Origin of the sequence: Citrobacter amalonaticus Y19 (genome assembly GCF_000981805.1) — a bacterium.
Taxonomy (GTDB): Bacteria; Pseudomonadota; Gammaproteobacteria; order Enterobacterales; family Enterobacteriaceae; genus Citrobacter_A; species Citrobacter_A amalonaticus_C.
Map to the genome: position 1 here is coordinate 5,366,170 of NZ_CP011132.1, position 22,197 is coordinate 5,388,366.

20 protein-coding genes are annotated in these 22,197 nt (G+C 54.4%); 13 read left to right on the forward strand and 7 right to left on the reverse strand.

Annotated features, from left to right (window positions below):
• Positions 1–4 precede the first annotated feature (4 nt).
• Both F384_RS25060 and tolC read right to left on the reverse strand, forming a co-directional pair.
• The gene (locus F384_RS25060; protein ID WP_046496880.1) at positions 5–670 is read right to left on the reverse strand and encodes a DUF1190 family protein; all 666 of its coding nucleotides are present in this window, start codon (positions 668–670) and stop codon (positions 5–7) included.
• Between the two features lie 149 nt (positions 671–819).
• Positions 820–2,301 (reverse strand): outer membrane channel protein TolC, encoded by a 1,482-nt coding sequence (tolC, locus tag F384_RS25065; protein WP_046496884.1) that lies wholly within the window; start codon positions 2,299–2,301, stop codon positions 820–822.
• A 205-nt stretch (positions 2,302–2,506) separates the two neighbouring features.
• Here tolC and nudF point away from each other — a divergent pair, with 205 nt between their 5' ends.
• The 5 genes from nudF to parE are packed head-to-tail and all read left to right on the forward strand — an operon-like array spanning position 2,507 to position 6,911.
• Positions 2,507–3,139, forward strand: coding sequence for an ADP-ribose diphosphatase (nudF, locus tag F384_RS25070; protein WP_046496890.1), 633 nt, complete (start codon positions 2,507–2,509; stop codon positions 3,137–3,139).
• A complete protein-coding gene (locus tag F384_RS25075; RefSeq protein ID WP_046496895.1) occupies positions 3,136–3,558 on the forward strand; it encodes a DUF1249 family protein in 423 nt (140 codons plus the stop codon). The genes nudF and F384_RS25075 overlap by 4 nt, the downstream gene beginning before the upstream one ends.
• A 24-nt stretch (positions 3,559–3,582) precedes the next feature.
• Positions 3,583–4,410, forward strand: coding sequence for a 3',5'-cyclic-AMP phosphodiesterase (gene cpdA, locus F384_RS25080; RefSeq protein ID WP_046496900.1), 828 nt, complete (start codon positions 3,583–3,585; stop codon positions 4,408–4,410).
• Entirely contained in the window at positions 4,410–4,991 is a 582-nt protein-coding gene (yqiA, locus tag F384_RS25085; RefSeq protein WP_046496904.1) for an esterase YqiA, read from the forward strand. Before cpdA ends, yqiA begins: the two co-directional genes overlap by 1 nt.
• 27 nt (positions 4,992–5,018) lie before the next feature.
• Positions 5,019–6,911, forward strand: a complete 1,893-nt coding sequence (parE, locus tag F384_RS25090) for a DNA topoisomerase IV subunit B (protein ID WP_046496908.1) — start codon at positions 5,019–5,021, stop codon at positions 6,909–6,911.
• Positions 6,912–6,958: 47 nt separating this feature from the next.
• Here the strand turns inward: parE and F384_RS25095 are convergent, their stop codons facing one another.
• A complete protein-coding gene (locus F384_RS25095) occupies positions 6,959–7,807 on the reverse strand; it encodes a helix-turn-helix transcriptional regulator (RefSeq protein WP_046496911.1) in 849 nt (282 codons plus the stop codon).
• 165 nt (positions 7,808–7,972) lie between these two features.
• Here F384_RS25095 and F384_RS25100 point away from each other — a divergent pair, with 165 nt between their 5' ends.
• The 4 genes from F384_RS25100 (at position 7,973) to F384_RS25115 (ending at position 13,647) form a co-directional block, all read left to right on the forward strand.
• Positions 7,973–9,793, forward strand: a complete 1,821-nt coding sequence (locus tag F384_RS25100) for a DUF2264 domain-containing protein (RefSeq protein ID WP_046496914.1) — start codon at positions 7,973–7,975, stop codon at positions 9,791–9,793.
• 10 nt (positions 9,794–9,803) lie between these two features.
• Entirely contained in the window at positions 9,804–11,072 is a 1,269-nt protein-coding gene (locus F384_RS25105; RefSeq protein WP_046496917.1) for an oligosaccharide MFS transporter, read from the forward strand.
• Between the two features lie 23 nt (positions 11,073–11,095).
• Complete coding sequence (locus F384_RS25110) at positions 11,096–12,286, forward strand: glycoside hydrolase family 88 protein (protein WP_046496919.1); 1,191 nt, start codon at positions 11,096–11,098, stop codon at positions 12,284–12,286.
• Between the two features lie 176 nt (positions 12,287–12,462).
• The gene (locus F384_RS25115) at positions 12,463–13,647 is read left to right on the forward strand and encodes a PLP-dependent aminotransferase family protein (RefSeq protein ID WP_046496923.1); all 1,185 of its coding nucleotides are present in this window, start codon (positions 12,463–12,465) and stop codon (positions 13,645–13,647) included.
• Between the two features lie 54 nt (positions 13,648–13,701).
• Here the strand turns inward: F384_RS25115 and F384_RS25120 are convergent, their stop codons facing one another.
• The 4 genes from F384_RS25120 to qseB all read right to left on the reverse strand — a co-directional run bounded on the left by F384_RS25120 (position 13,702) and on the right by qseB (position 16,742).
• Complete coding sequence (locus F384_RS25120; protein WP_046496927.1) at positions 13,702–14,016, reverse strand: putative quinol monooxygenase; 315 nt, start codon at positions 14,014–14,016, stop codon at positions 13,702–13,704.
• Positions 14,017–14,046: 30 nt separating this feature from the next.
• Complete coding sequence (locus F384_RS25125) at positions 14,047–14,628, reverse strand: NAD(P)H-dependent oxidoreductase (protein ID WP_046496933.1); 582 nt, start codon at positions 14,626–14,628, stop codon at positions 14,047–14,049.
• Between the two features lie 108 nt (positions 14,629–14,736).
• The gene (gene qseC, locus F384_RS25130) at positions 14,737–16,086 is read right to left on the reverse strand and encodes a quorum sensing histidine kinase QseC (RefSeq protein ID WP_046496938.1); all 1,350 of its coding nucleotides are present in this window, start codon (positions 16,084–16,086) and stop codon (positions 14,737–14,739) included.
• Complete coding sequence (gene qseB / locus F384_RS25135) at positions 16,077–16,742, reverse strand: quorum sensing response regulator transcription factor QseB (protein WP_046496944.1); 666 nt, start codon at positions 16,740–16,742, stop codon at positions 16,077–16,079. Before qseB ends, qseC begins: the two co-directional genes overlap by 10 nt.
• 151 nt (positions 16,743–16,893) lie before the next feature.
• On the opposite strand from qseB, the gene F384_RS25140 reads away from it, so the two are divergent.
• The 4 genes from F384_RS25140 (at position 16,894) to ftsP (ending at position 22,131) form a co-directional block, all read left to right on the forward strand.
• Positions 16,894–17,286 carry a YgiW/YdeI family stress tolerance OB fold protein gene (locus F384_RS25140; RefSeq protein ID WP_042324346.1) on the forward strand — a complete coding sequence of 131 codons (393 nt, stop codon included), beginning with the start codon at positions 16,894–16,896 and terminating at the stop codon, positions 17,284–17,286.
• Between the two features lie 130 nt (positions 17,287–17,416).
• Positions 17,417–19,675 (forward strand): DNA topoisomerase IV subunit A, encoded by a 2,259-nt coding sequence (parC, locus tag F384_RS25145; protein ID WP_046496949.1) that lies wholly within the window; start codon positions 17,417–17,419, stop codon positions 19,673–19,675.
• 183 nt (positions 19,676–19,858) lie between these two features.
• On the forward strand, positions 19,859–20,596 hold the full coding sequence (plsC, locus tag F384_RS25150; RefSeq protein ID WP_046496954.1) for a 1-acylglycerol-3-phosphate O-acyltransferase: 738 nt from the start codon (positions 19,859–19,861) through the stop codon (positions 20,594–20,596).
• Positions 20,597–20,718: 122 nt separating this feature from the next.
• Positions 20,719–22,131: a cell division protein FtsP gene (gene ftsP / locus F384_RS25155; RefSeq protein WP_046496959.1), complete on the forward strand. Its 1,413-nt coding sequence runs from the start codon at positions 20,719–20,721 to the stop codon at positions 22,129–22,131.
• Positions 22,132–22,197 lie beyond the last annotated feature (66 nt).

Genomic DNA, 22,197 nt, shown 5'->3' on the forward strand with positions numbered 1-22,197 from the left:
CGTATCAGCCGCCCATTGAACGCGTGGAGGTGCCGCTTGCGCTACGCTGCATGGTGCTCTGTTTGGCAACAGATTCGCCGAAGCCGCCGCGCGTCACGGTAGAGGTGGTCGCAGGTTTCGGCGCCATGGCGGTTTTCGGAACCGTCATCGTGCGGCCAGGCTGCGCTGCGCCGTAGTTTTTACCGCCCGCATCGGTGTATTTACCGTAAGCCGGGCTGGCCGGGTTTTTCGAACTGAACAGCGGCTGCTGTGCAAAGCCCGCGCCGCCGCCCATCATGCGGCCCATCATATAACCCGCCATCAGCGGCATCCAGAAACTGCCGCTGGACTGCTGGGCCTGCGCTTCTGGCGCCATGCCTGCCTGTGCAGGGGCTTGCTGGCACTGGCCTTCACCGAACTCGGCGACACAATCTTCGCGAGTGGCATATTTCGGGGCAGTACGTTCCGCTTCTTTCAACGCGTTATTGAACGCCGTGGTACATTCCGCGCTTTTGCCCGGATTGGCTGCCGAGCAGTCATCCGCATTCTGATACAGCGACACGGTTTCATCGCTTTTCTCACAGCCCGCCAGCATAAACACAGCGGTAACGGCTAACGCGACAGGCGTCAGATGGCGCGCGCTCCAGCTTTTGCGGAACGATGCGTGATGGATGGATTTTGTCCGTTTCATTTTTGTCTTTCCTGGACCCAGTGGTTATTACTGCTCAGGATAGAGGATGAGTGGTTGAAAATGAAGCGAGAAGAGGCTGGAATGCGGCCCAATGGCCCGATCTTTACGTTGCCTTACGTTCAGACGGGGCCGAAGCCCCGTCATCACGTTTAATGACGGAACGGATTGTTACCGTTGCTGCTGGAAGAACGTGCTGATGCCGGCTGCGCGGCGGGCGCTGCCGTGTTGGCGGTATAGCCATCGGCGTTAGCGTCCATCTGCGGGGTTTCAGGCGCGACGTGTTCCGGAGAGGTGGAAATCGGTTTGCCCAGCGTGTTGTTCAGCGCCACCAGATCCTGCTCGTTCAACGTCCCCAGTGCTGACTTAATATTCAGTTGGTTGATCAAGTAGTTATAACGCGCATTCGCCAGTTGTTGCTTGGCGTTGTACAGCGTGGTGGTCGCATCCAGCACATCAACGATGGTACGCGTACCCACGGAGTAGCCCGCTTCCATCGCATCTAATGAGCTCTGGGCGGAAACCACGGCTTGTTTGTACGCGTTAATGCTGCTGATTGACGCATTGATGTTGTTGAAGGATGAACGTACGGTCTGCACCACGCTGCGGTGGGCGCTTTCCAGTTGTTCGCTGGCGCCAACAAAGTTGTATTGCGCCTGTTTCACCTGCGAGTTAACCATCCCGCCCTGATAAATTGGCAGCGAGAAGCTCAGGCCGATTTTGTTCTGGCCCATGTTGCTGTCGTCATACTGGGAGCCTGTTGCGCCACGTGTTTTAGAACCGCTGTACGAGGTGTCAGAAACACCGGTAGAGGCGGTTAAATCCAGCGTTGGCAGATGACCATCTTGCGCCTGGCGGATTTGCTCACGTGCCAAATCCTGGCTCAGACGGGCCTGCAACAGGGTCAGGTTACGGTTTTCGGCTTCTTTCAGCAGGGCGTTCACCGCCTGCGGTTTGTCAGTTTTGAAGCTGTCAACGTTCAGCGACGCCAGTTCCGGGTAGTAGTTGCCGGTGACCTGACGCAGTTCTTCTACCGCATTGTCGAGATCGTTACGAGCCGTCACTTCGTTCGCCAGCACGGTATCGTATTGTGAACGGGCGTTTTGCACGTCAGTGATTGCCACCAGACCGACGTTGAAACGCTGGGTGGTTTGATCCAACTGACGATAAATCGCCTCTTTCTGCGCCTGGGTGTAAGAGAGAACGTCAATGGCGTTCAGCACTTTAAAATAGGCGCTCGCGGTGTTGAGGATCAGCGTCTGCTGGTCCGTCTGGAAGGTCACGTCCTGAATACCCGCAGATTTTTCCTGCAAGGTCAGCGCACGCCATTTCGACATATCGAAAAGGGTCTGCGTTAATTGCAGGGACGCGCTGGTGGCGTTCGAGTTCACGCCGTTCGCATCGCGGTAGCCATTGCTGTAGGTGTAATCGGCACCTAAGCCCAGTTGAGGCAGTAAAGGACTACGTGCTTCGTTAATTTTTTCGAATGCAGCATCGCGATCGGCGGCGGACTTACGCAATTCCGGGTTGCTCAGGCGTGCTTGCTGATAAACTTGCATCAGGTTCTCTGCCTGGCTCAGTGTGCTGAACCCCGACAGGCTCAGGCCGATAAGGATGGGGAGCAATTTCTTCATTTGCATTCCTTGTTGTGAAGCAGTATTTAGCGCTGATCAAATTTTAAAAAATAATTGCTGATTCTAGCAGAATCCGCCACTGCAAAAAGTTGGCGTTCTGTGCCATCAGGCGTTAATTTGCACCAATTTACCACAAGGTCGATGAAACGGCAGTCAAACGCCTATGATATTCACATTTAAATCATTATTGGTACAGGACGGCACAATGCGCAAATCAGGCAACTCGCCAGTAACTTTCTCCAAAAACGATGTAGAAATTATTGCACGAGAAACGCTATATCGCGGTTTTTTTTCGTTGGATCTTTATCGCTTCCGCCACCGTTTGTTCAACGGTGAAATGAGTCAGGAGGTGCGTAGAGAAATTTTTGAGCGCGGTCATGCGGCAGTCTTGCTACCCTTTGACCCTGAGCGGGACGAAGTGGTGCTGGTCGAACAGGTGCGCATCGCGGCGTATGACACCAGTGAAACCCCGTGGCTACTGGAAATGGTGGCAGGGATGATCGAAGAGGGGGAAAGCGTCGATGATGTGGCCCGCCGTGAAGCGATGGAAGAGGCCGGCATCGAGGTGAAACGGACGAAACCGGTACTCAGTTTTCTGGCAAGCCCGGGTGGCACCAGTGAGCGCTCGTCAATTATAGTGGGTGAAGTGGACGCCACGACCGCAAACGGGATTCACGGTCTGGCTGATGAAAACGAAGATATTCGGGTTCATGTGGTAAGCCGGGAACAGGCCTACCGTTGGGTTGAAGAGGGGAAAATTGATAACGCGTCTGCGGTCATCGCCCTGCAATGGCTGCAACTGCACTATAAAGAGTTAATAAACGAGTGGAAAAAATGAAGCGCTATACACCTGACTTCCCTGAAATGATGCGTCTTTGCGAAACGAACTTTTCGCAGCTGCGACGCCTGCTGCCGCGCAATGATGCGCCTGGCGAAACGGTAAGTTACCAGGTGGGCAACGCACAATATCGGTTAACGATTGTTGAATCGACCCGATACACGACGCTGGTGACGGTCGAGCAGACGGCGCCGACCATCACTTACTGGAGCCTGCCGTCACTGACCGTGCGGCTCTACCATGACGCCATGGTCGCCGAAGTGTGTTCAAGTCAGCAGATCTTTCGCTTCAAAGCACGGTATGATTATCCAAATAAAAAGTTGCATCAACGCGACGAAAAGCATCAAATTAATCAGTTTCTGGCCGACTGGCTGCGATACTGTTTAGCACATGGAGCGATGGCGATTCCGGTTTACTAGCGTCGTGAAACCTAAGGACACCATTTGGAAAGCCTGTTAAACCTTTCTCTGGCTGGTGAGGCCAGGGTCAGGATCTTACAAATTACTGATACTCACCTGTTTGCCGAAAAGCACGAAACGCTGTTGGGCGTAAACACCTGGGAAAGCTACCAGGCCGTGTTGGATGCCATTCATGCCGATGGGCAAGAATACGATCTGATCGTGGCGACAGGTGATTTAGCTCAGGATCAAACCGCTGCGGCCTATCAGCATTTTGCTGAAGGCATCGCAAGCTTTCGCGCGCCTTGCGTTTGGTTGCCCGGTAACCATGACTTTCAGCCCGCGATGTACAGTGCGTTACAGGAAGCGGGGATCTCCCCGGCAAAGTGCGTCATGATTGGCGACCAGTGGCAGATCCTGCTGCTGGACAGTCAGGTCTTCGGCGTGCCTCACGGCGAACTGAGTGAATTTCAGCTCGAGTGGCTGGAGCGCAAACTGGCTGAGGCGCCTGAACGCAACACTCTGCTGCTTCTGCATCATCACCCCATGCCTTCGGGATGCAGTTGGCTGGATCAACACAGCCTGCGTAACGCGGCAGAACTGGACAACGTGCTGGTGAATTACCCGCGCGTGAAGTATCTGCTTTGTGGGCATATTCATCAGGAACTGGATCTCGACTGGAATGGCCGCCGTCTGCTGGCGACGCCCTCAACCTGCGTCCAGTTTAAACCTCACTGCGCGAACTTTACCCTTGATAACATCGCTCCGGGCTGGCGTACGCTGGAGCTGTTTGCCGACGGTACGTTGAATACGGACGTCTGTCGTTTGCAGGGTACTGAGTTCCGACCTGATACCGCTTCTGAAGGCTACTGATGTCTACGCTTCTTTATTTGCACGGCTTCAATAGCTCGCCCCGGTCCGCGAAGGCCTGCCTGCTGAAAAACTGGCTGCGAGAACAGTATCCCCATGTTGAGATGATTGTGCCTCAGTTGCCGCCGTATCCGGCCGATGCCGCAGAGATGCTGGAGTCTATCGTGCTGGAACATGGCGGTGAAGCATTCGGCGTGGTGGGATCGTCGTTAGGCGGCTATTACGCCACCTGGTTGTCGCAGTGCTTTATGCTGCCCGCGGTTGTTGTCAACCCGGCAGTCCGGCCATTTGAACTGTTGATCGACTACCTCGGTCAGAACGAGAACCCCTACACGGGGCAGCAATATGTGCTAGAGTCACGCCATATTTACGATCTTAAAGTCATGCAGATCGACCCGCTGGAAGCGTCGGATTTAATCTGGCTGCTGCAACAGACGGGAGATGAAGTGCTGGACTACCGCCAGGCGGTGGCGTATTACGCCTCTTGCCGCCAGACTGTTATTGAAGGTGGAAACCATGCATTCACGGGCTTCGAAGATTATTTCAACCCGATTGTCGATTTCCTTGGACTGCACAGTTGCTGACAATCATTTCGAATTGCTATTAAAACCATGACGCAAACTTATAACGCTGATGCCATTGAGGTACTCACTGGGCTTGAGCCGGTACGCCGCCGCCCAGGGATGTATACCGATACGACCCGCCCCAACCATCTTGGGCAGGAAGTGATTGATAACAGTGTGGATGAAGCACTGGCGGGCCACGCAAAACGCGTGGATGTGATTTTACATGCCGATCAATCTCTGGAAGTTATCGATGACGGTCGCGGCATGCCCGTGGACATTCACCCGGAAGAGGGCGTTCCGGCGGTTGAACTGATCCTCTGTCGACTGCACGCGGGTGGGAAGTTCTCGAACAAGAACTATCAGTTCTCCGGCGGCCTGCACGGCGTAGGGATCTCCGTGGTTAACGCCCTGTCGAAGCGCGTGGAAGTGAACGTGCGTCGTGATGGTCAGGTGTATAACATTGCGTTTGAGAACGGTGATAAGGTTCAGGATTTGCAGGTTGTTGGCACCTGCGGTAAACGCAATACCGGCACCAGCGTTCATTTCTGGCCTGACGAAACCTTTTTTGATAGTCCGCGCTTTTCCGTCTCTCGCTTAACGCACGTGCTGAAAGCCAAAGCCGTGCTGTGTCCTGGCGTTGAAATCACCTTTAAAGATGAAGTCAATAACAGCGAACAGCGCTGGTGCTATCAGGATGGTCTGAACGACTATCTGGGCGAAGCGGTAAACGGCCTGCCTACGCTGCCGGAAAAACCGTTCATCGGCAATTTCTCCGGTGACACCGAAACGGTCGACTGGGCGCTGCTGTGGCTACCGGAAGGCGGTGAACTGCTGACCGAAAGCTACGTGAACCTGATCCCGACCATGCAGGGCGGCACGCACGTGAACGGTCTGCGTCAGGGGTTGCTCGATGCGATGCGTGAGTTCTGCGAATACCGCAACATTCTGCCGCGCGGCGTGAAGCTTTCGGCAGAAGATATCTGGGATCGCTGCGCCTATGTGCTGTCGGTGAAAATGCAGGATCCGCAGTTTGCCGGACAGACCAAAGAGCGTCTGTCGTCACGTCAGTGTGCGGCATTTGTTTCCGGCGTAGTGAAAGATGCCTTCAGCCTGTGGCTGAACCAGAACGTCCAGTCGGCCGAACTGCTGGCGGAGATGGTTATCTCCAGCGCCCAGCGTCGACTGCGTGCGGCGAAGAAAGTGGTGCGTAAAAAACTGACCAGTGGTCCGGCACTGCCGGGGAAGCTGGCGGACTGCACCGCGCAGGATCTGAATCGTACCGAACTGTTCCTGGTGGAAGGGGATTCGGCGGGCGGCTCTGCCAAACAGGCGCGCGATCGTGAATATCAGGCGATCATGCCGCTTAAGGGTAAGATCCTGAACACCTGGGAAGTCTCTTCTGATGAAGTGCTGGCCTCGCAGGAAGTACACGATATTTCTGTCGCGATCGGTATCGATCCGGACAGCGACGATCTGAGCCAGTTACGTTACGGCAAGATCTGTATCCTGGCGGATGCGGACTCCGATGGTCTGCACATCGCCACGCTGCTCTGCGCGCTGTTTGTGCGGCATTTCCGTACGCTGGTAAAACACGGCCACGTTTATGTCGCCCTGCCGCCGTTGTACCGTATCGACCTCGGCAAAGAGGTCTATTACGCGCTGACGGAAGAAGAGAAAGCGGGCGTGCTGGAACAGTTGAAGCGCAAGAAAGGCAAGCCGAACGTACAGCGCTTTAAAGGGTTGGGTGAAATGAACCCGATGCAGTTGCGCGAAACCACGCTGGATCCCAACACTCGTCGTCTGGTCCAGCTCATCATTGATGATGAGGACGATCAGCGTACCAACGCCATGATGGATATGCTGTTGGCGAAGAAACGCTCCGAAGATCGTCGTAACTGGTTGCAGGAAAAAGGCGACCTCGCGGAACTTGACGGGTAATTGTGTCGTTGTGCCGGGTGGCGTCATTCGCGCGCCCTCCGGTACGATCATTTATGCCGTTTACGGTACTGCAACGGCGTTTCGCCGATTCCCTTGCCAAACGTGCTGATAAAGTACGTCACTTCAGAAAATCCCACTTTGTTAGCAATCTCCCGCACGCTTGCGTCGCTGTGAAGTAGCGCTTCGCAGGCTTTCCTCAGACGTATTGTATTGAGATAGTCATGAATATTCTCTCCCGTTTCCGCATGGAAGCGCCGCGACACGTAGCTTTTCGATTTTCCCAGTTCATCTGCCAGCGCGCTCAGGTTGAATTTGTGCGTGTAATTTTCATCGAGCCAGAACATCACCTGGCTGGCGATGCCGGTGGCGATTTCCTGCATACTGCTTTTATCTTCGGGTAACAGGCTGAATAAGCTTAACAACAGGCAGGCAATGTGCTCGGTGTTGAGTGGCTTTAGCGCCGCGATTTTCTCGTAACGACTAAAGAGAAAATCGATGTGTGCATGGATCTCACAGGCGTCGATCACCCAGGCTTCACCGCCGCGCACCGTCAGGTTTTTCAGGCGTTGCTGATTGAGCGGGAAATCACGCAGCACCTTCAATACCGCATGTGGGTCGAGATGAATAATGGTACGTCGGTAGCTGTGCTGCGCTTGCTCATCGACCATGATTTTGTGCAGGGTAAACGGTGGAAAAAAGAACATCCGCCCTGGCCGCATGGTGTACTGCTTATGATCGACCGTAACCACACCGAAGCCGTCTTCCACGTACAGCATTTCCAGACATTGATGCCAGTGGTGGTAGCGGACCGTGTTGGCAAACAGGCGACTGAACGACGCAATAGCATCGTTCAGGGTGATAAGTTCCAGACGTTCTGAATAAAGCGGTGCGCTCATAGTGCAATAGAATTAAATTTTTACCGGGCTGATTACATTAATAAACTCTATTTTTAAATTTTCTCAATCCCTGTTTTAAAAGAATGTGTCTGGTGTGATTGAGGTAACATTTCTGCCGATACGCGATTCACTATGCTTTAGCCACTTTATTCAGAGGGGCAGAGTATGTGGTCGGCGACTGAAGAAAAATCAAATCCATTGTCATCCCGTGAAGATGTAACGCGTGCGGTTAACGCTATTCTGGGGGCGCTGGATACGCAGTTTCCCGCAGGACAAGCTCAGTTTTCACTGGGTAATACCTGCGCGCATTACAGTGTGGATATTGCCTGTATGGAAGGGCTTTCGAGAGCGCTGTGGGGGCTATTCCCACTGATGGCAGGAGGTGCTGAGGTTCCGTTTGCCGACAAGTACATTCAGGCGATCAGATTGGGGACCGATCCGCAGAGTCCACACTACTGGGGCGACACCGGGCCTTACGATCAGCGTCTGGTGGAGATGGCGGCGTATGGGCTGGGTCTGGCGCTATTACAAACCCGGTTAACGGCGGCGTTCAGCCCGTCGGAACAAGAAAACCTGCATCGCTGGCTGAATCAGATAACCGATGCGCAAATGCCGGACAGCAACTGGAACTACTTTGCCATCATCGTTCAGCTCGGTTTTAAGCGTGCCGGATTGCCGTTCGATCAGGCGGCTATCGATCGTCGCTTTGCGCTGATGGAGGCCTACTATCTGGGTGACGGCTGGTATTCCGATGGTCCCGGACGACCTCAGGATTACTACATTTCGATGGCCTTCCATTTTTATGGCCTGTTGTATGCCACGCTGAATCCGGAAGATGCCGCTCGCGCTGCAACGTTGCGCGAACGTGCCCGGCGGTTTGTTGAAGACTTTATCTATATGTCGGCGGCCGACGGAGCTTCGGTGCCGTTCGGTCGCAGCCTGACCTATCGATTTGCGATGGTCGCGTTCTGGAGCGCAGTGGCGTTTGCTGAGCTGGATGTGTTCACGCCGGGCATCATTAAAGGGGTGATCCTGCGCCATTTGCGCTGGTGGCAGCAGCAGCCCATTTTTGATCGCGACGGGATCCTGACGTTAGGCTTCGCTTACCCGAATCTGGCGATGTGCGAGGACTACAATTCGCCTGGTTCTCCTTACTGGGCGCTGAAGGTTTTTCTGATCCTCGCGCTACCGGAAAATCACCCGTTCTGGCTGGCTGAAGAGCAACCCCTGCCACAACTGGCGCAAATGCGCGCGATCCCTCATGCCGGACAAATTCTTCAGCACAGTGAGCATTCCGACCATGTCACAATGCTGACATCCGGCCAACTGGAGCTGAATAACTACGTTAATACCGAGGCGAAATACACGAAGTTTGCCTATTCCAGCCGTTTTGGTTTCACCATTGAACGCGGGCGTTACGGTCTAAAACACGCCGCCTGCGACTCGATGCTGCTGCTTTCTGACGGTGATAACTATTTTCGCGGGCGCCGTGACTGCGACGAGGTCCGCGTCGATGAGAGCTTCATTTTCTCGCGCTGGTCACCGTGGCATGACGTGCATATTGAGACCTGGCTGGTGCCGTTCGGCGAATGGCACATCCGTTTGCACCGCGTCAACAGCGCGCGGGTACTGCAAACGGTGGAAGGGGGCTTTGCGGTGATGAAAGCGGAGCACCAGTTGAACGGGCGTGGATGCGTGGTTGCCGCCAGCAACGGCAGCAGCACGATTGCGGACCTGTCTCCGGTAATTTCTCGCCACCCGGATAGCATTATCACGCCGCCGAACAGCAGCATTATGTTTGCCGAATGTGCCGCGATCCCGGTGCTCTCAACAGAGATAGCGCCAGGGGAAAGTTGGCTCTGCTGCGCGGTCAGCGCGTGCGGACAATACAAGGACTACACCGTCATTCCCCAGTTGCACATAAATACTCATCAGGTCGTTATTCGTGAACCTGAATCTACACGCCAGTTGTCGTTCTCTTTATAGCGAGGGTGGTATGAATATACGTTCTCCGGGTTACAGAACGGAATACTATAAAATCAGCAGTTTTATCTTTCTCTATTTCTTCACCTGGTCAGCCAGCATCGGTTTATTAGCGATCTGGCTGGGGCAGAAAGCACAGCTTAGCGGTACGGTAATAGGAACGGTCTTTGCCGTAAATGGTATTTTCTCGGTCATTCTGAAACCAATTTATGGCTATATTCTCGATAAAATAGGGATGAGTAAATATCTGCTCTATTTTGTCGTGGGCATGTCGGCATTAATGGCACCCTTCTTTATTTATGTTTACCAGCCATTATTACTTTCTCAAACCCTGCTGGGGATTATTGTTGGCGCGATTTACCTGAGTTTTGCCTGGTATGCCGGTGTGGCGGCCTGTGAGTCGTATTCCGATCGCTACAGTCGCCTTAACGGCATGGAGTTTGGTCAGATTCGGATGTGGGGTTCGCTCGGGTGGGCGGTGGCATCATCGTTCTCGGGACTGCTGTTTAACCTTTCTCCAGCCTATAACTTCATCATGGGCAGCGTGACGTCGGTGGTGATGCTGATGGTTTTGCTGAGTCTGAAGGTGAACGTCAACGCCGCCAATGCCGCTGACGTGCTGACCAAAGAGAAAATCGTCCCGGCAGATGTTTACGCCCTGCTGCGAAACCGTAAGTTCTGGGCATTCTGCCTGTATGTGGCGGGCGTCGCGTGGATGATGTTTATCGCCGAGCAGCAGTTCTCCCGCTACTTTGTGACTTTCTTTTCTGACATCCACAAAGGCAATGCGGTCTTTGGCTATCTGGGCACCGTGCAGTCGGGCATGGAATTTGTCATGTACATGGTGATCCCTTTATTTGTTAATGCGATTGGCGCCAAACGCGGACTGCTGATTGTCGGCGTACTGGTAGGGGCGCGACTGGTCATTTCCGGTCTCTGCGATTCTCACCTGTTAATTTCTGTGCTCAAACCGTTATATGGTCTGGAGATCTGTTTACTACTGGTCTCTGTCTTTAAATACATCGCTGAGCATTTTGATAAACGGGTCAATGCCACCATGTATTTACTGGGATATCAGGCGATGCTGTATGTCGGCAATGTGGTGGTCTCCTCACCTGCCGGATTAATGTATGACCGTATTGGTTTTGAGAAAACCTATATCATCATGGGGATTATCGCCCTGGTCTTTACGCTTATTTCGGCATTTACCTTATCGGCCTGCCAGAGTAAACGAAAAAATAATATTGTCCCTGATATCGCTGAAAATAACGCGGCAAGATAATTTACGTCATAAGGAACCGAAATATGTTAAATCATATCGTTGAGGAACGCCTGCGCGCTTTTCCTGGTCGCCCGATCGATGCCGGGATATTTCAGGATGAAATGCGCAGCGCACGTGAACATGTCCTCGAACTGATTCGTCGTCATTTAACGGAATTCGGTGAACATTTTCCTGCCGAAACCTGTGTGAAGGGGTATTACCCGTTAACGGATAATGTCGAGTGGACGACCAGCTTCTGGACCGGGCAGCTATGGCTGGCCTGGGAGATGAGCGGCGAAGCGGCATTTCGCGATATGGCGGAAAAGCACGTCCGCTCTTTTGGTCTGCGGATTGCCGGACGTCACGACACCAATACCCACGACCTGGGTTTCCTGTACACCCTTTCCTGCGTGGCGGCCTGGCGGTTGACGGGAAATCGCCAGGCGCGCGGGTTTTCGCTGCTGGCAGCAGAAGCGTTACTGGAGCGTTTTCACGAGAAAGCGCGGATCATTCAGGCGTGGGGCGATCTGAGCAACCCGGAACAGGCCGGGCGGATGATCATTGATTGCAATATGAATTTGCCCCTGTTGTTCTGGGCGAGCGAGCAGACCGGCGATCCGCGGTTTGCTGATGCGGCGAAGGCGCACGTTGCGCAGGCGGCGACGTATTTAATTCGTGAAGACGCGTCCACCTTCCATACCTATTACATGGATGTGCACAGCGGTGCGCCGCGCTACGGAAACACGCAGCAAGGCTATGCCGACGACTCGTGCTGGTCGCGCGGTCAGGCGTGGGGCATTTATGGCTTCCTGTTGAGCTATATCTACACCGGCGACCCACAGATGGTGGCGCTGTCGAAAAAGCTGGCCAACTACTTCCTCAACCGCCTGCCGGAAGACGCCGTCTGCCATTGGGATCTGGCACTGGTCGGTACCGATGCGCTGCGTGACTCCTCCTCGGCGGCCATTGCGGTCTGTGGCTTGCTGGAATTGAGTAAACATCTGCCCGTCACCGATCCGGATCGCGAACGTTATCAGCAGTGGGCGATGGCAATCATGTCGTCGCTGACAAAACACTATTTGATGGCGAAAGAGGAAAAGGGTAACGGGTTGCTGAAACACTCGGTCTATCACCTCTCGAGCGATAAAGGGGTGGATGAGTGCGCCAGTTGGGGGGATTACTTCTACGTGGAGGCGCTGGTGCGATTTACCCAGTGCTGGAAGCCGTACTGGTAAGCGAGAGTTTCACTGTTAATCAAAAGGGTAAGCCACGAAAGCTTACCCTTTTGTCATTATGATATCTGATTGATCTTGCCAGAGAGGTCTATTAGGCTCAATCGAGGCGAGAACGCGGATTTAGGATAAGGCAATGACCGGGGATGGACGCCAAAAATACATAATAAGGAAACAGGATGAACAACACACATCTGTCTAAGAGCGTCGACGCCCTTAAACCCTCCGCTATCAGGGAGTTACTCAAACATAGCAAAATGCCAGGCCTGATCTCGCTAGGCGGCGGCATTCCCAGCCCGGAACTGTTTGATAAAACAGGGCTGGAAATAGCCACCCGCAACATGATGGAAAATCAGTTTCTGAATGCGTTCCAGTACGGTCTGAGCGAAGGTTTTCCGCCGCTGCGGGAGGCGATTGCTCAGTTGTGCCAGAAGCGCGGTATTCAGGCGACGCCTGAAGCGATTCTGGTGACCAATGGTTCACAGCAGTCGCTGGATATTCTGGCGAGAACGCTGATCAATCCGGGCGATAAAGTGGTGCTCGAACGCCCAACGTATCTTGCTGCATTGCAGGTTCTGCAACTGTCTCAGGCGGATATGCTGTCTGTTGGCACCGATAAAGACGGCATGATCGTCGACGAGCTGGAAGTGTTACTACAGAGCAACACGATCAAGTTCGTGTATATCGTGCCGACGTTCGGTAACCCCGGCGGCGTGGTCCTGAGTGATTCCCGTCGTCAGAAGTTGGTGCAACTGGCGAAACAGCATGACTTTGCCATCATCGAGGATGATCCCTATGGCGAAATCAATTTCACCGATGAGACCTATAAAACGCTGTTCCAGCATGCCCGGGAGAGCGGATGCGCTGAGCAGGTGATTTATACCTCGACCTTTTCCAAGATTCTGGCCCCTGGCCTGCGGGTAGGTTGGGTGGTGCTGCCGGAATGGATCAGACAAAAAGCGACCATTGTTAAACAGGCGACCGATCTGCATACCAGCGCGCATTCGCAGGCGATGGCGGCAAGCTATTTGACGTTAGGCCGTCTGGACGATCAAATCCAGGTTATTCGTCAGGCGTATCGTGAGAAGTGCCATGTGCTGGCGGATGCGATGCGCCGCGAACTGGATGAGCATATTTCATTCCATATGCCGCAGGGGGGGATGTTCCTGTGGGGGACGTTCCGTTACGATTTCGATACCACGGCCTGGCTTTCCCGCACATTGCAGGAAAAAGTCGTGTTCGTGCCGGGAGAGTTTTTCTTCTGCGATAATCCGGACAAACGTACGCTACGTATGTCTTTTGCTACGTCAACGGCGGATGAGCTGGAAGAGGCGGTGCGGAGACTGAAAAAAGCGCTGCCCTGAGGCCGCTTTTGCCGGGTCTGACATTGATGGCTGACCCGGCGCAATGCGGTATGTTTAGATACCGGATTCCAGAATACGAATATTCATATCCAGCACGTCACCTTTAACGGCTTCGCTGTAGGCTTTCATGTGCGGGGTCTGCAGGTGCGCTTCAAGATGCGCGATGCTTTCCCACTGCTCTATCATGATGATTGAGTCAGGCGCCGTGGTCTGGAAACTCACGTTTGCCGCATGATCTACCATCGGCGCGTAGCCGTGGCAGCCCTCTTCCTTCAGTACGACAGGAACGATTTTCGCAAACTGATCCAGAACGGCCTGACGGTGATGTTGTCCCGGACGGGTACGGATTTCAGCAATGACTGTAAGCATGGTTAACTCCTTCTAATTCCAGGTTACTAGTTAACCAAAAATCGTCTGCAGATGCTCGCGATATTCTGCAACAGAACGTGGTACATCCGGCATTTTAATGACGTCATTGGTAATAAAGGTCGGCAGCGCTTCCATCCCAAGGAATTGATTCGCCTTATGGAATGGCAGATAAACACCATCGACGCCCACGCCGTGGAAGAACTGATCTTTATCGGTGAAGGCTTCCATCGGCGCGTTCCAGGTCAGGGAGAGCATGTATTTTTTGCCCTGAATCAGGCCGCCGGAACCGTATTTTTTCGAGGCATCTGAGCGGGTACGACCATCGCTGGCATACAGTGTGCCGTGACCTTCGGTGAACACATCATCAATGTATTTTTTCACGGTCCATGGCGCACCCATCCACCAACCCGGCATCTGCCAGATAACCACGTCAGCCCAGACGAAGTTCTGCACTTCTTCTTTCACGTCGTAATCGCCGTCAGCGCGGACGATTTTGACGCTATGCCCGAGGTCACGCAGGGTGCCGTCAGCGACTTCCGTCAGGGTGTCATTCAGTTGACCATTAGAGTGTGCGAATTTTTTCGCGCCGTTGATAATCAGGATGTTGCTCATTTTTAATCTCTCTCAGAAAGCGTTTGAGGCTAATTTTACGTCAACAGGCGGCACGGTGAAATTAGCAAAATGTGCAAAGTCTTTTGCATCAGGCGCAATAATCGACAATTACCACTTCACTGTCGCGATAAAACCGCCGTCTGGCGCATTGCCGAATGACACCGTCATTCCGTGCAGGGCAGCAATACGGCGGACAATCGACAGGCCCAGCCCGCTGCCGGTAACGTGCTGTCCGGGCGGGCGATAAAAGCGTTCACCAATGTGGGGCAGGGCGTCCGCCGTGATGCCGGGGCCGTTGTCTCTGACGGTAAACTGTCTGGCATCGAGCGTGACATCAACCACGCTGCCTTTTGGGCTGTAGCGGATGGCGTTATCCAGCAGATTGCGAACCAGTAGACTGAGCAGCAGCGGTTGCCCGGTGCGTGTCACATCGTGGGCATTGATCTGCAAACGCACATCGATATGCGCCTGCTGCGCGGGTTGCCAGATGTCCATCACCGCAGACTGAAGGAGTTCCTCAAAAGAGAGCGTGGCGACATCCTGCAGATTATCCAGCGAGTCGAGACGGGAAAGCGTCAGGAGCTGATCGACCAGGCGCGTGGCGCGATCGATGCCCGTATGAAGTTGCATCAGTGCTTTCTCCCGCGCCAGCGGATCATCATCAGAAAGTTGTGCCACCTCCGTCTGGACCTTCAGCGCCGCTAACGGGCTGCGCAGTTCGTGTGCGGCGTCTGATGTAAAGCGTCGTTCGCGCACCATCATATTGTGGGTGCGGGTAAAAAGCTGGTTGAGCGATTCGACCAGCGGGCGCACCTCACTCGGAACGCCGTGCAAACTGAGCGGTTCGCTGGACTCCGGATAGCGCAGGCGCAACGCCTGTGCCAGCTTTTTCAGCGGCATGAGTTCCCGATGCAGTAACATAATCAGCAACAGCAGCATCAGCGGCAGGGCGATAAGCCAGGGAACCAGTTGCGCCGTCACAATCTCCAGCGCCATATCTTCACGGTATTCCCACTCCTGACCGACCACGATGCGGTACTTACCATCGGCGGAGGTCAGCCAGATGAAACGCCATTTATCGTCATCGCCGTTGAGCTGGCCGTCATCAAACCCTTCCCGGCGGTAGCTATAGGGGATGTTCTGGCCATTGTCGCCATCGTGCAGCACCATCTTGCCGTCCGTGGTATAGATGGCAAAGGTCAGCACGTCATCATCAACATGACCGTGCTTGAATTTCTTCGGCGTATGCGCCATCCGTTCGGTGGCATGCAGTTCATTGATATCGAGCGTAACCAGGCGTTTGGCGAAGAGCATCAGCTGAGTATCAAACAGTTCATCGACGTTATCGGTCGTCTTCTTCCAGGCGACAAAACTCGATATCGCCCAGGTCATGGCTGCCAGAATCAGAAAGATGAGGGTAAGCCTGACGCGCAGGCTGAGTTGCCGGGTCACGATGATGCCTCGCCAAGCGTATAGCCAATGCCGTGAACGGTGCGAATGAAATCGCTGCCCAGTTTGCGCCGCAGATGGTGAACATGCACTTCAACGGCATTGCTGGTGACCTCTTCGTCCCAGTTATACAGCTTCTCTTCGATGAGCTTGCGTGGCAGCACGCGCCCGGCATTGCGCATCAGTAACTCCAGCAGCGCGAACTCCTTTGGCTTGAGTATCAGCGGCTCACCCGCCAGCGTCGCGACCCGATCGACGGGCGTTAAGGTCACCTGCCCGTGGCGCAGTTCGCTGCTGGCCTGACCGCTGGCGCGACGCATCAGCGCTTCCAGCCTGGCGGCGACTTCAATGAGCGCAAAGGGCTTACACAGATAATCATCTGCCCCGAGGCGAAGTCCTTCCACGCGATCGGACAGCGCATCGCGTGCGGTGAGGATCAGCACCGGTTCGCGCTTTCCTTGTTCACGCCAGTCGCGCAGGATATCGCGTCCGTCCATCCCCGGCAGCGTGAGATCGAGGATCACCGCATCGTAAGGCGCGCTGTAGAGCGCTTCTTTTCCCAGACGACCTTCAGTAAACCAGTCGACGCTAAAGCCCATTTTACTCAACCCTGTTTTGAGACCGTCGCCAATCAACGCATCATCTTCAACCAGTAAAATTCGCATGTTTCATCCCTGCATCCGCTGTAATAAAGGCAAATAAAGCCTGATGTCGCCTGTGATGTACAGCAAAAATGAGACTTTTTTTTACCTTAAGAACTCGTTAAGGATTAGCGTGTTTAATGGCTATCAAATGACATCAAAGGGAGAAATGATCATGAAAAAACTGGCTGCAATTGTTGCCGTTATGGCGCTCTGTTCCGCACCGGTTCTGGCCGCGCAGCAGGGTGGTTTTTCTGGCCCGTCCGCGACACAAACGCAGAGTGGCGGCTTCCAGGGACCTAACGGCAGTAGCACGACGGTAGAAAGTGCGAAATCCCTGCGTGATGACACCTGGGTGACGCTGCGTGGCAACATCGTTGAACGCATTTCCGATGACCTCTATCTGTTTAAAGACGCGACAGGCACCATCAATGTCGATATCGACCACAAACGCTGGAACGGCGTGACGGTCACCCCGCAGGATACCGTTGAAATTCAGGGTGAAGTGGACAAAGACTGGAATTCCGTTGAAATTGACGTGAAGCAAATCAGTAAAGTCAGCAAATAATCCCCGTCAGGGCCGCGTTCGCGGCCCTTTTCTTTGTGACTCAACGCGTCAGATAAGGTAGTATCTGCGGCAATATTGCCTGAAAAGATACCGGGTATCTGGCGGGCTTACAGTTGAGGAATCACGATTAATGAGCGATATGGCAGAGCGCCTTGCGCTGCATGAATTCACTGAAAACGCCTATCTGAATTACTCCATGTACGTCATCATGGACAGGGCGTTGCCGTTTATTGGTGATGGTCTGAAACCCGTTCAGCGCCGCATTGTCTATGCGATGTCAGAGCTGGGGTTGAACGCCAGCGCTAAATTTAAAAAATCCGCCCGTACCGTCGGCGACGTGTTGGGTAAATACCACCCGCACGGAGACAGCGCCTGCTATGAAGCGATGGTGCTGATGGCGCAGCCGTTCTCTTACCGTTATCCGCTGGTTGATGGTCAGGGGAACTGGGGGGCGCCAGACGATCCGAAATCCTTCGCGGCGATGCGTTATACCGAATCCCGCCTGTCAAAATACGCTGAACTGCTGCTGAGCGAACTCGGACAGGGAACCGCAGACTGGGTGCCAAACTTCGACGGGACGATGCAGGAGCCGAAAATGCTGCCCGCGCGTCTGCCGAACATCCTGCTTAACGGCACAACCGGTATCGCGGTCGGCATGGCGACGGATATTCCGCCGCACAACCTGCGTGAAGTGGCAAAAGCCGCAATCACCCTGATTGAACAGCCGAAAACGACGCTGGACGAGCTGCTGGATATTGTCCACGGCCCGGACTACCCGACCGAAGCGGAAATCATTACCCCACGCGCCGAAATTCGTAAGATTTATGAAAATGGCCGCGGCTCCGTGCGCATGCGCGCGGTGTGGAAGAAAGAAGACGGCGCGGTGGTGATTACTGCGCTGCCGCACCAGGTTTCCGGCGCGCGCGTGCTGGAGCAAATCGCGGCCCAGATGCGCAATAAAAAGTTGCCGATGGTTGACGATCTGCGCGATGAGTCAGATCACGAGAACCCGACTCGTCTGGTGGTGGTGCCGCGTTCCAATCGCGTGGATATGGATCAGGTGATGAACCATCTGTTTGCCACCACCGATCTGGAAAAGAGCTATCGCATTAACCTCAATATGATCGGTCTCGACGGGCGTCCGGCGGTGAAAAACCTGCTGGAGATCCTCACCGAATGGCTGGTGTTCCGTCGTGATACCGTGCGTCGGCGCCTGAACTATCGTCTGGAGAAAGTCCTTAAACGCCTGCATATCCTGGAAGGTTTGCTGGTGGCGTTTCTCAATATCGATGAAGTCATTGAGATCATCCGTACGGAAGATGAGCCGAAGCCGGCGCTGATGTCGCGTTTTGGTATCACCGAAACGCAGGCCGAAGCGATCCTCGAACTGAAATTGCGTCATCTCGCCAAACTGGAAGAGATAAAGATTCGCGGTGAGCAGGACGAGTTGGCGAAAGAGCGCGATCAGTTGCAGGCAATTCTCGCCTCTGAACGCAAAATGAATACCCTGCTGAAGAAAGAGTTGCAGGCGGATGCCGACGCCTATGGCGACGATCGTCGTTCACCGCTGCGCGAGCGTGAAGAAGCGAAAGCGATGAGCGAACACGACATGCAGCCGTCTGAACCGGTGACTATCGTACTGTCGCAGATGGGCTGGGTGCGTAGCGCCAAAGGTCACGACATCGATGCGCAGGGGCTGAACTACAAAGCGGGTGACAGCTTTAAAACGGCAGTGAAAGGCAAGAGCAACCAGCCGGTGGTGTTTATCGATACCACCGGGCGCAGTTACGCCGTTGACCCGATCACGCTGCCGTCGGCGCGCGGTCAGGGTGAGCCGTTGACCGGTAAACTGACGCTGCCGCCAGGTGCTACCGTTGAGCATATGCTGATGGAAGGCGATGAGCAGAAACTGCTGATGGCATCGAATGCGGGTTACGGTTTCGTCTGTACGTTCAACGATCTGGTGGCGCGGAACCGGGCCGGTAAGACGCTCATTACGCTCCCGGAAAATTCTCGCGTTATGCCGCCGGTGGTGATTGAGGATGAAACGGACATGCTGCTGGCGATTACTCAGGCCGGACGTATGCTGATGTTCCCGGTCAGCGATCTGCCGCAGTTGTCGAAAGGCAAAGGGAACAAGATAATCAACATTCCGTCCGCAGAAGCGGCGCGTGGTGATGACGCGCTGGCGCTGCTCTATGTTCTGCCGCCGCAAAGCACGCTGACCATTCACGTCGGGAAACGCAAAATTAAGCTGCGTCCTGAAGAGTTGCAGAAAGTGGCCGGCGAACGTGGTCGTCGCGGGACGTTGATGCGCGGCTTGCAGCGCATCGATCACATTGAGATTGATTCGCCGCGTCGTGCCGGCAGTGGTGACAGCGAAGAGTAATTTGCTTTTCTCTAGTCCCCTCCCGACCGGGAGGGGACATAAACAGTAAAATTTCCCGTAAAACCGTTGTTTATTCGTGAGTCGCGATTAACAATACAGTTTTCCAGAGAGCCACATTAACAATACCCTAACCTGATAGCAGGTGACGTAGAATCCCGGGCTCTTAGGCCTTCAGAGGTTGTTATGCTATTTATTTTTCGACTTATTATTACTGTTATCTATTCCATTCTGGTTTGTGTTTTCGGTTCTCTTTACTGCTTACTCAGCCCGCGTAACCCAAAACACGTCTCGACCTTCGGGCGTATGTTTGGTCGCCTGGCGCCGCTGTTCGGCCTGAAGGTCGAGTGCCGTAAACCCGCGGATGCGGAAAGCTACGGCAACGCTATCTATATCGCTAACCATCAGAATAACTACGATATGGTGACCGCCGCGAATATCGTGCAGCCGCCCACCGTGACCGTTGGGAAGAAAAGCCTGCTGTGGATCCCGTTTTTTGGTCAACTGTACTGGCTGACGGGAAACCTGCTGATCGACCGTAATAACCGTGCAAAAGCGCACGGCACGATTGCTGAAGTGGTGAACCATTTTAAAAAGCGTCGTATCTCCATCTGGATGTTTCCGGAAGGGACTCGCAGCCGGGGTCGTGGCCTGCTGCCGTTTAAAACCGGGGCTTTTCATGCCGCGATTGCGGCTGGCGTCCCGATTATTCCGGTGTGCGTTTCCAATACCTCGAATAAAATTAACCTCAATCGCCTGAAGAATGGTCTGGTGATCGTGGAGATGCTGCCGCCGGTGGATATCAGCCAGTATGGTAAAGATCAGGTTCGTGAACTGGCCGCGCACTGCCGTTCGTTGATGGAACAAAAGATTGCTGAACTTGATAAAGAAGTCGCCGAGCGCGAAGCCGCCGGGAAGGTTTGATTCAGCGATAAATGCATACTCATCCACGCTGCAAGCCAACGCACATGCAGCCTGGAGTATGACGAGTTTTAGCAGGAAACGAGTTCCTGCCCGTAATTTAGCCAGTTTTACATGGAGCTTATATGTCATTCAGTCGGCGTCAGTTCATTCAGGCATCGGGGATCGCGCTATGTGCCAGTGCTGTTCCGCTGAGGGCCAATGCTGCCGGTCAGCAACAGCCGCTGCCCGTTCCGCCGCTACTGGAGTCCCGCCGGGGCCAGCCGCTATTTATGACGCTGCAGCGTTCGCACTGGTCCTTTACCCAGGGCACGCGTGCGCCGGTCTGGGGCATTAACGGGCGTTACCTCGGCCCGACGATCCGCGTCTGGAAAGGGGATGACGTTAAGCTTATCTACAGTAACCGTCTGGCGGAAAACGTCTCTATGACGATCGCCGGTTTACAGGTACCGGGGCCGCTGATGGGCGGTCCGGCGCGCATGATGTCGCCAAACGCCGACTGGGCGCCCGTGCTGCCCATTCGTCAGAATGCCGCCACGCTGTGGTATCACGCCAATACGCCGAACCGTACCGCTCAGCAGGTTTACAACGGCCTGGCCGGGATGTGGCTGGTTGAAGATGAGGTGAGTAAATCGCTGCCGATCCCGAACCATTACGGCGTCGATGACTTCCCCATTATTATTCAGGACAAGCGACTGGATAACTTTGGCACGCCGGAATACAGCGAGCCCGGCAGCGGCGGTTTTGTCGGTGATACGCTGTTGGTCAATGGGGTGCAAAGTCCTTATGTGGAGGTATCCCGTGGTTGGGTGCGCCTGCGTCTGCTGAACGCCTCTAACTCCCGGCGTTACCAGTTGCAGATGAGCGACGGTCGCGCACTGCATGTCATCTCCGGCGATCAGGGATTTTTGCCCGCGCCGGTATCGGTAAAACAGCTGTCGCTGGCACCCGGCGAGCGCCGCGAAATTCTGGTCGATATGACCAATGGCGATGAAGTGTCGATTACCTGCGGTGAGGCGGCGAGCATTGTTGACCGGATCCGTGGTTTCTTTGAACCGTCGAGCATTCTGGTTTCCACGCTGGTGTTAACGCTGCGCCCAACCGGCCTGCTGCCGTTGGTGACCGACAGCCTGCCGATGCGTCTGCTGCCGACCGAGATCATGAGCGGTACGCCAATTCGCAGTCGTGATATCAGTCTGGGCGACGATCCGGGCATCAACGGCCAGTTATGGGACGTCAACCGCATTGATATCACCGCGCAGCAGGGCTCCTGGGAGCGCTGGACGGTGCGTGCCGATATGCCGCAGTCGTTCCACATCGAAGGGGTGTCGTTCCTCGTGCGTAACGTCAACGGCGCGATGCCGTTCCCGGAAGACAGGGGCTGGAAAGATACCGTCTGGGTGGATGGGCAGGTCGAGCTGCTGGTCTGGTACGGACAGCCGTCCTGGGCGCATTTCCCGTTCTACTTCAACAGCCAGACGCTGGAAATGGCGGACCGCGGTTCTATTGGGCAGATTCTGGTGAATCCGGTGGCGTAATCCTCTTCTCTCTCGCCGATATGCGAGAGAGATTATCCTTCGATTTCTCTTTCGTTCCGGCATATA

What these genes read in the sequence shown, in the direction of transcription:
- plsC (WP_046496954.1), top strand. Translation starts at nt 19,859, where the DNA reads ATGCTATTTATTTTTCGACTTATTATTACTGTTATCTATTCCATTCTG.
- parC (WP_046496949.1), top strand. Translation starts at nt 17,417, where the DNA reads ATGAGCGATATGGCAGAGCGCCTTGCGCTGCATGAATTCACTGAAAAC.
- yqiA (WP_046496904.1), top strand. Translation starts at nt 4,410, where the DNA reads ATGTCTACGCTTCTTTATTTGCACGGCTTCAATAGCTCGCCCCGGTCC.
- F384_RS25075 (WP_046496895.1), top strand. Translation starts at nt 3,136, where the DNA reads ATGAAGCGCTATACACCTGACTTCCCTGAAATGATGCGTCTTTGCGAA.
- F384_RS25120 (WP_046496927.1), bottom strand. Translation starts at nt 14,016, where the DNA reads ATGCTTACAGTCATTGCTGAAATCCGTACCCGTCCGGGACAACATCAC.
- qseB (WP_046496944.1), bottom strand. Translation starts at nt 16,742, where the DNA reads ATGCGAATTTTACTGGTTGAAGATGATGCGTTGATTGGCGACGGTCTC.
- F384_RS25115 (WP_046496923.1), top strand. Translation starts at nt 12,463, where the DNA reads ATGAACAACACACATCTGTCTAAGAGCGTCGACGCCCTTAAACCCTCC.
- F384_RS25095 (WP_046496911.1), bottom strand. Translation starts at nt 7,807, where the DNA reads ATGAGCGCACCGCTTTATTCAGAACGTCTGGAACTTATCACCCTGAAC.
- nudF (WP_046496890.1), top strand. Translation starts at nt 2,507, where the DNA reads ATGCGCAAATCAGGCAACTCGCCAGTAACTTTCTCCAAAAACGATGTA.
- parE (WP_046496908.1), top strand. Translation starts at nt 5,019, where the DNA reads ATGACGCAAACTTATAACGCTGATGCCATTGAGGTACTCACTGGGCTT.
- F384_RS25110 (WP_046496919.1), top strand. Translation starts at nt 11,096, where the DNA reads ATGTTAAATCATATCGTTGAGGAACGCCTGCGCGCTTTTCCTGGTCGC.
- tolC (WP_046496884.1), bottom strand. Translation starts at nt 2,301, where the DNA reads ATGAAGAAATTGCTCCCCATCCTTATCGGCCTGAGCCTGTCGGGGTTC.
- F384_RS25125 (WP_046496933.1), bottom strand. Translation starts at nt 14,628, where the DNA reads ATGAGCAACATCCTGATTATCAACGGCGCGAAAAAATTCGCACACTCT.
- F384_RS25105 (WP_046496917.1), top strand. Translation starts at nt 9,804, where the DNA reads ATGAATATACGTTCTCCGGGTTACAGAACGGAATACTATAAAATCAGC.
- ftsP (WP_046496959.1), top strand. Translation starts at nt 20,719, where the DNA reads ATGTCATTCAGTCGGCGTCAGTTCATTCAGGCATCGGGGATCGCGCTA.
- F384_RS25100 (WP_046496914.1), top strand. Translation starts at nt 7,973, where the DNA reads ATGTGGTCGGCGACTGAAGAAAAATCAAATCCATTGTCATCCCGTGAA.
- F384_RS25060 (WP_046496880.1), bottom strand. Translation starts at nt 670, where the DNA reads ATGAAACGGACAAAATCCATCCATCACGCATCGTTCCGCAAAAGCTGG.
- F384_RS25140 (WP_042324346.1), top strand. Translation starts at nt 16,894, where the DNA reads ATGAAAAAACTGGCTGCAATTGTTGCCGTTATGGCGCTCTGTTCCGCA.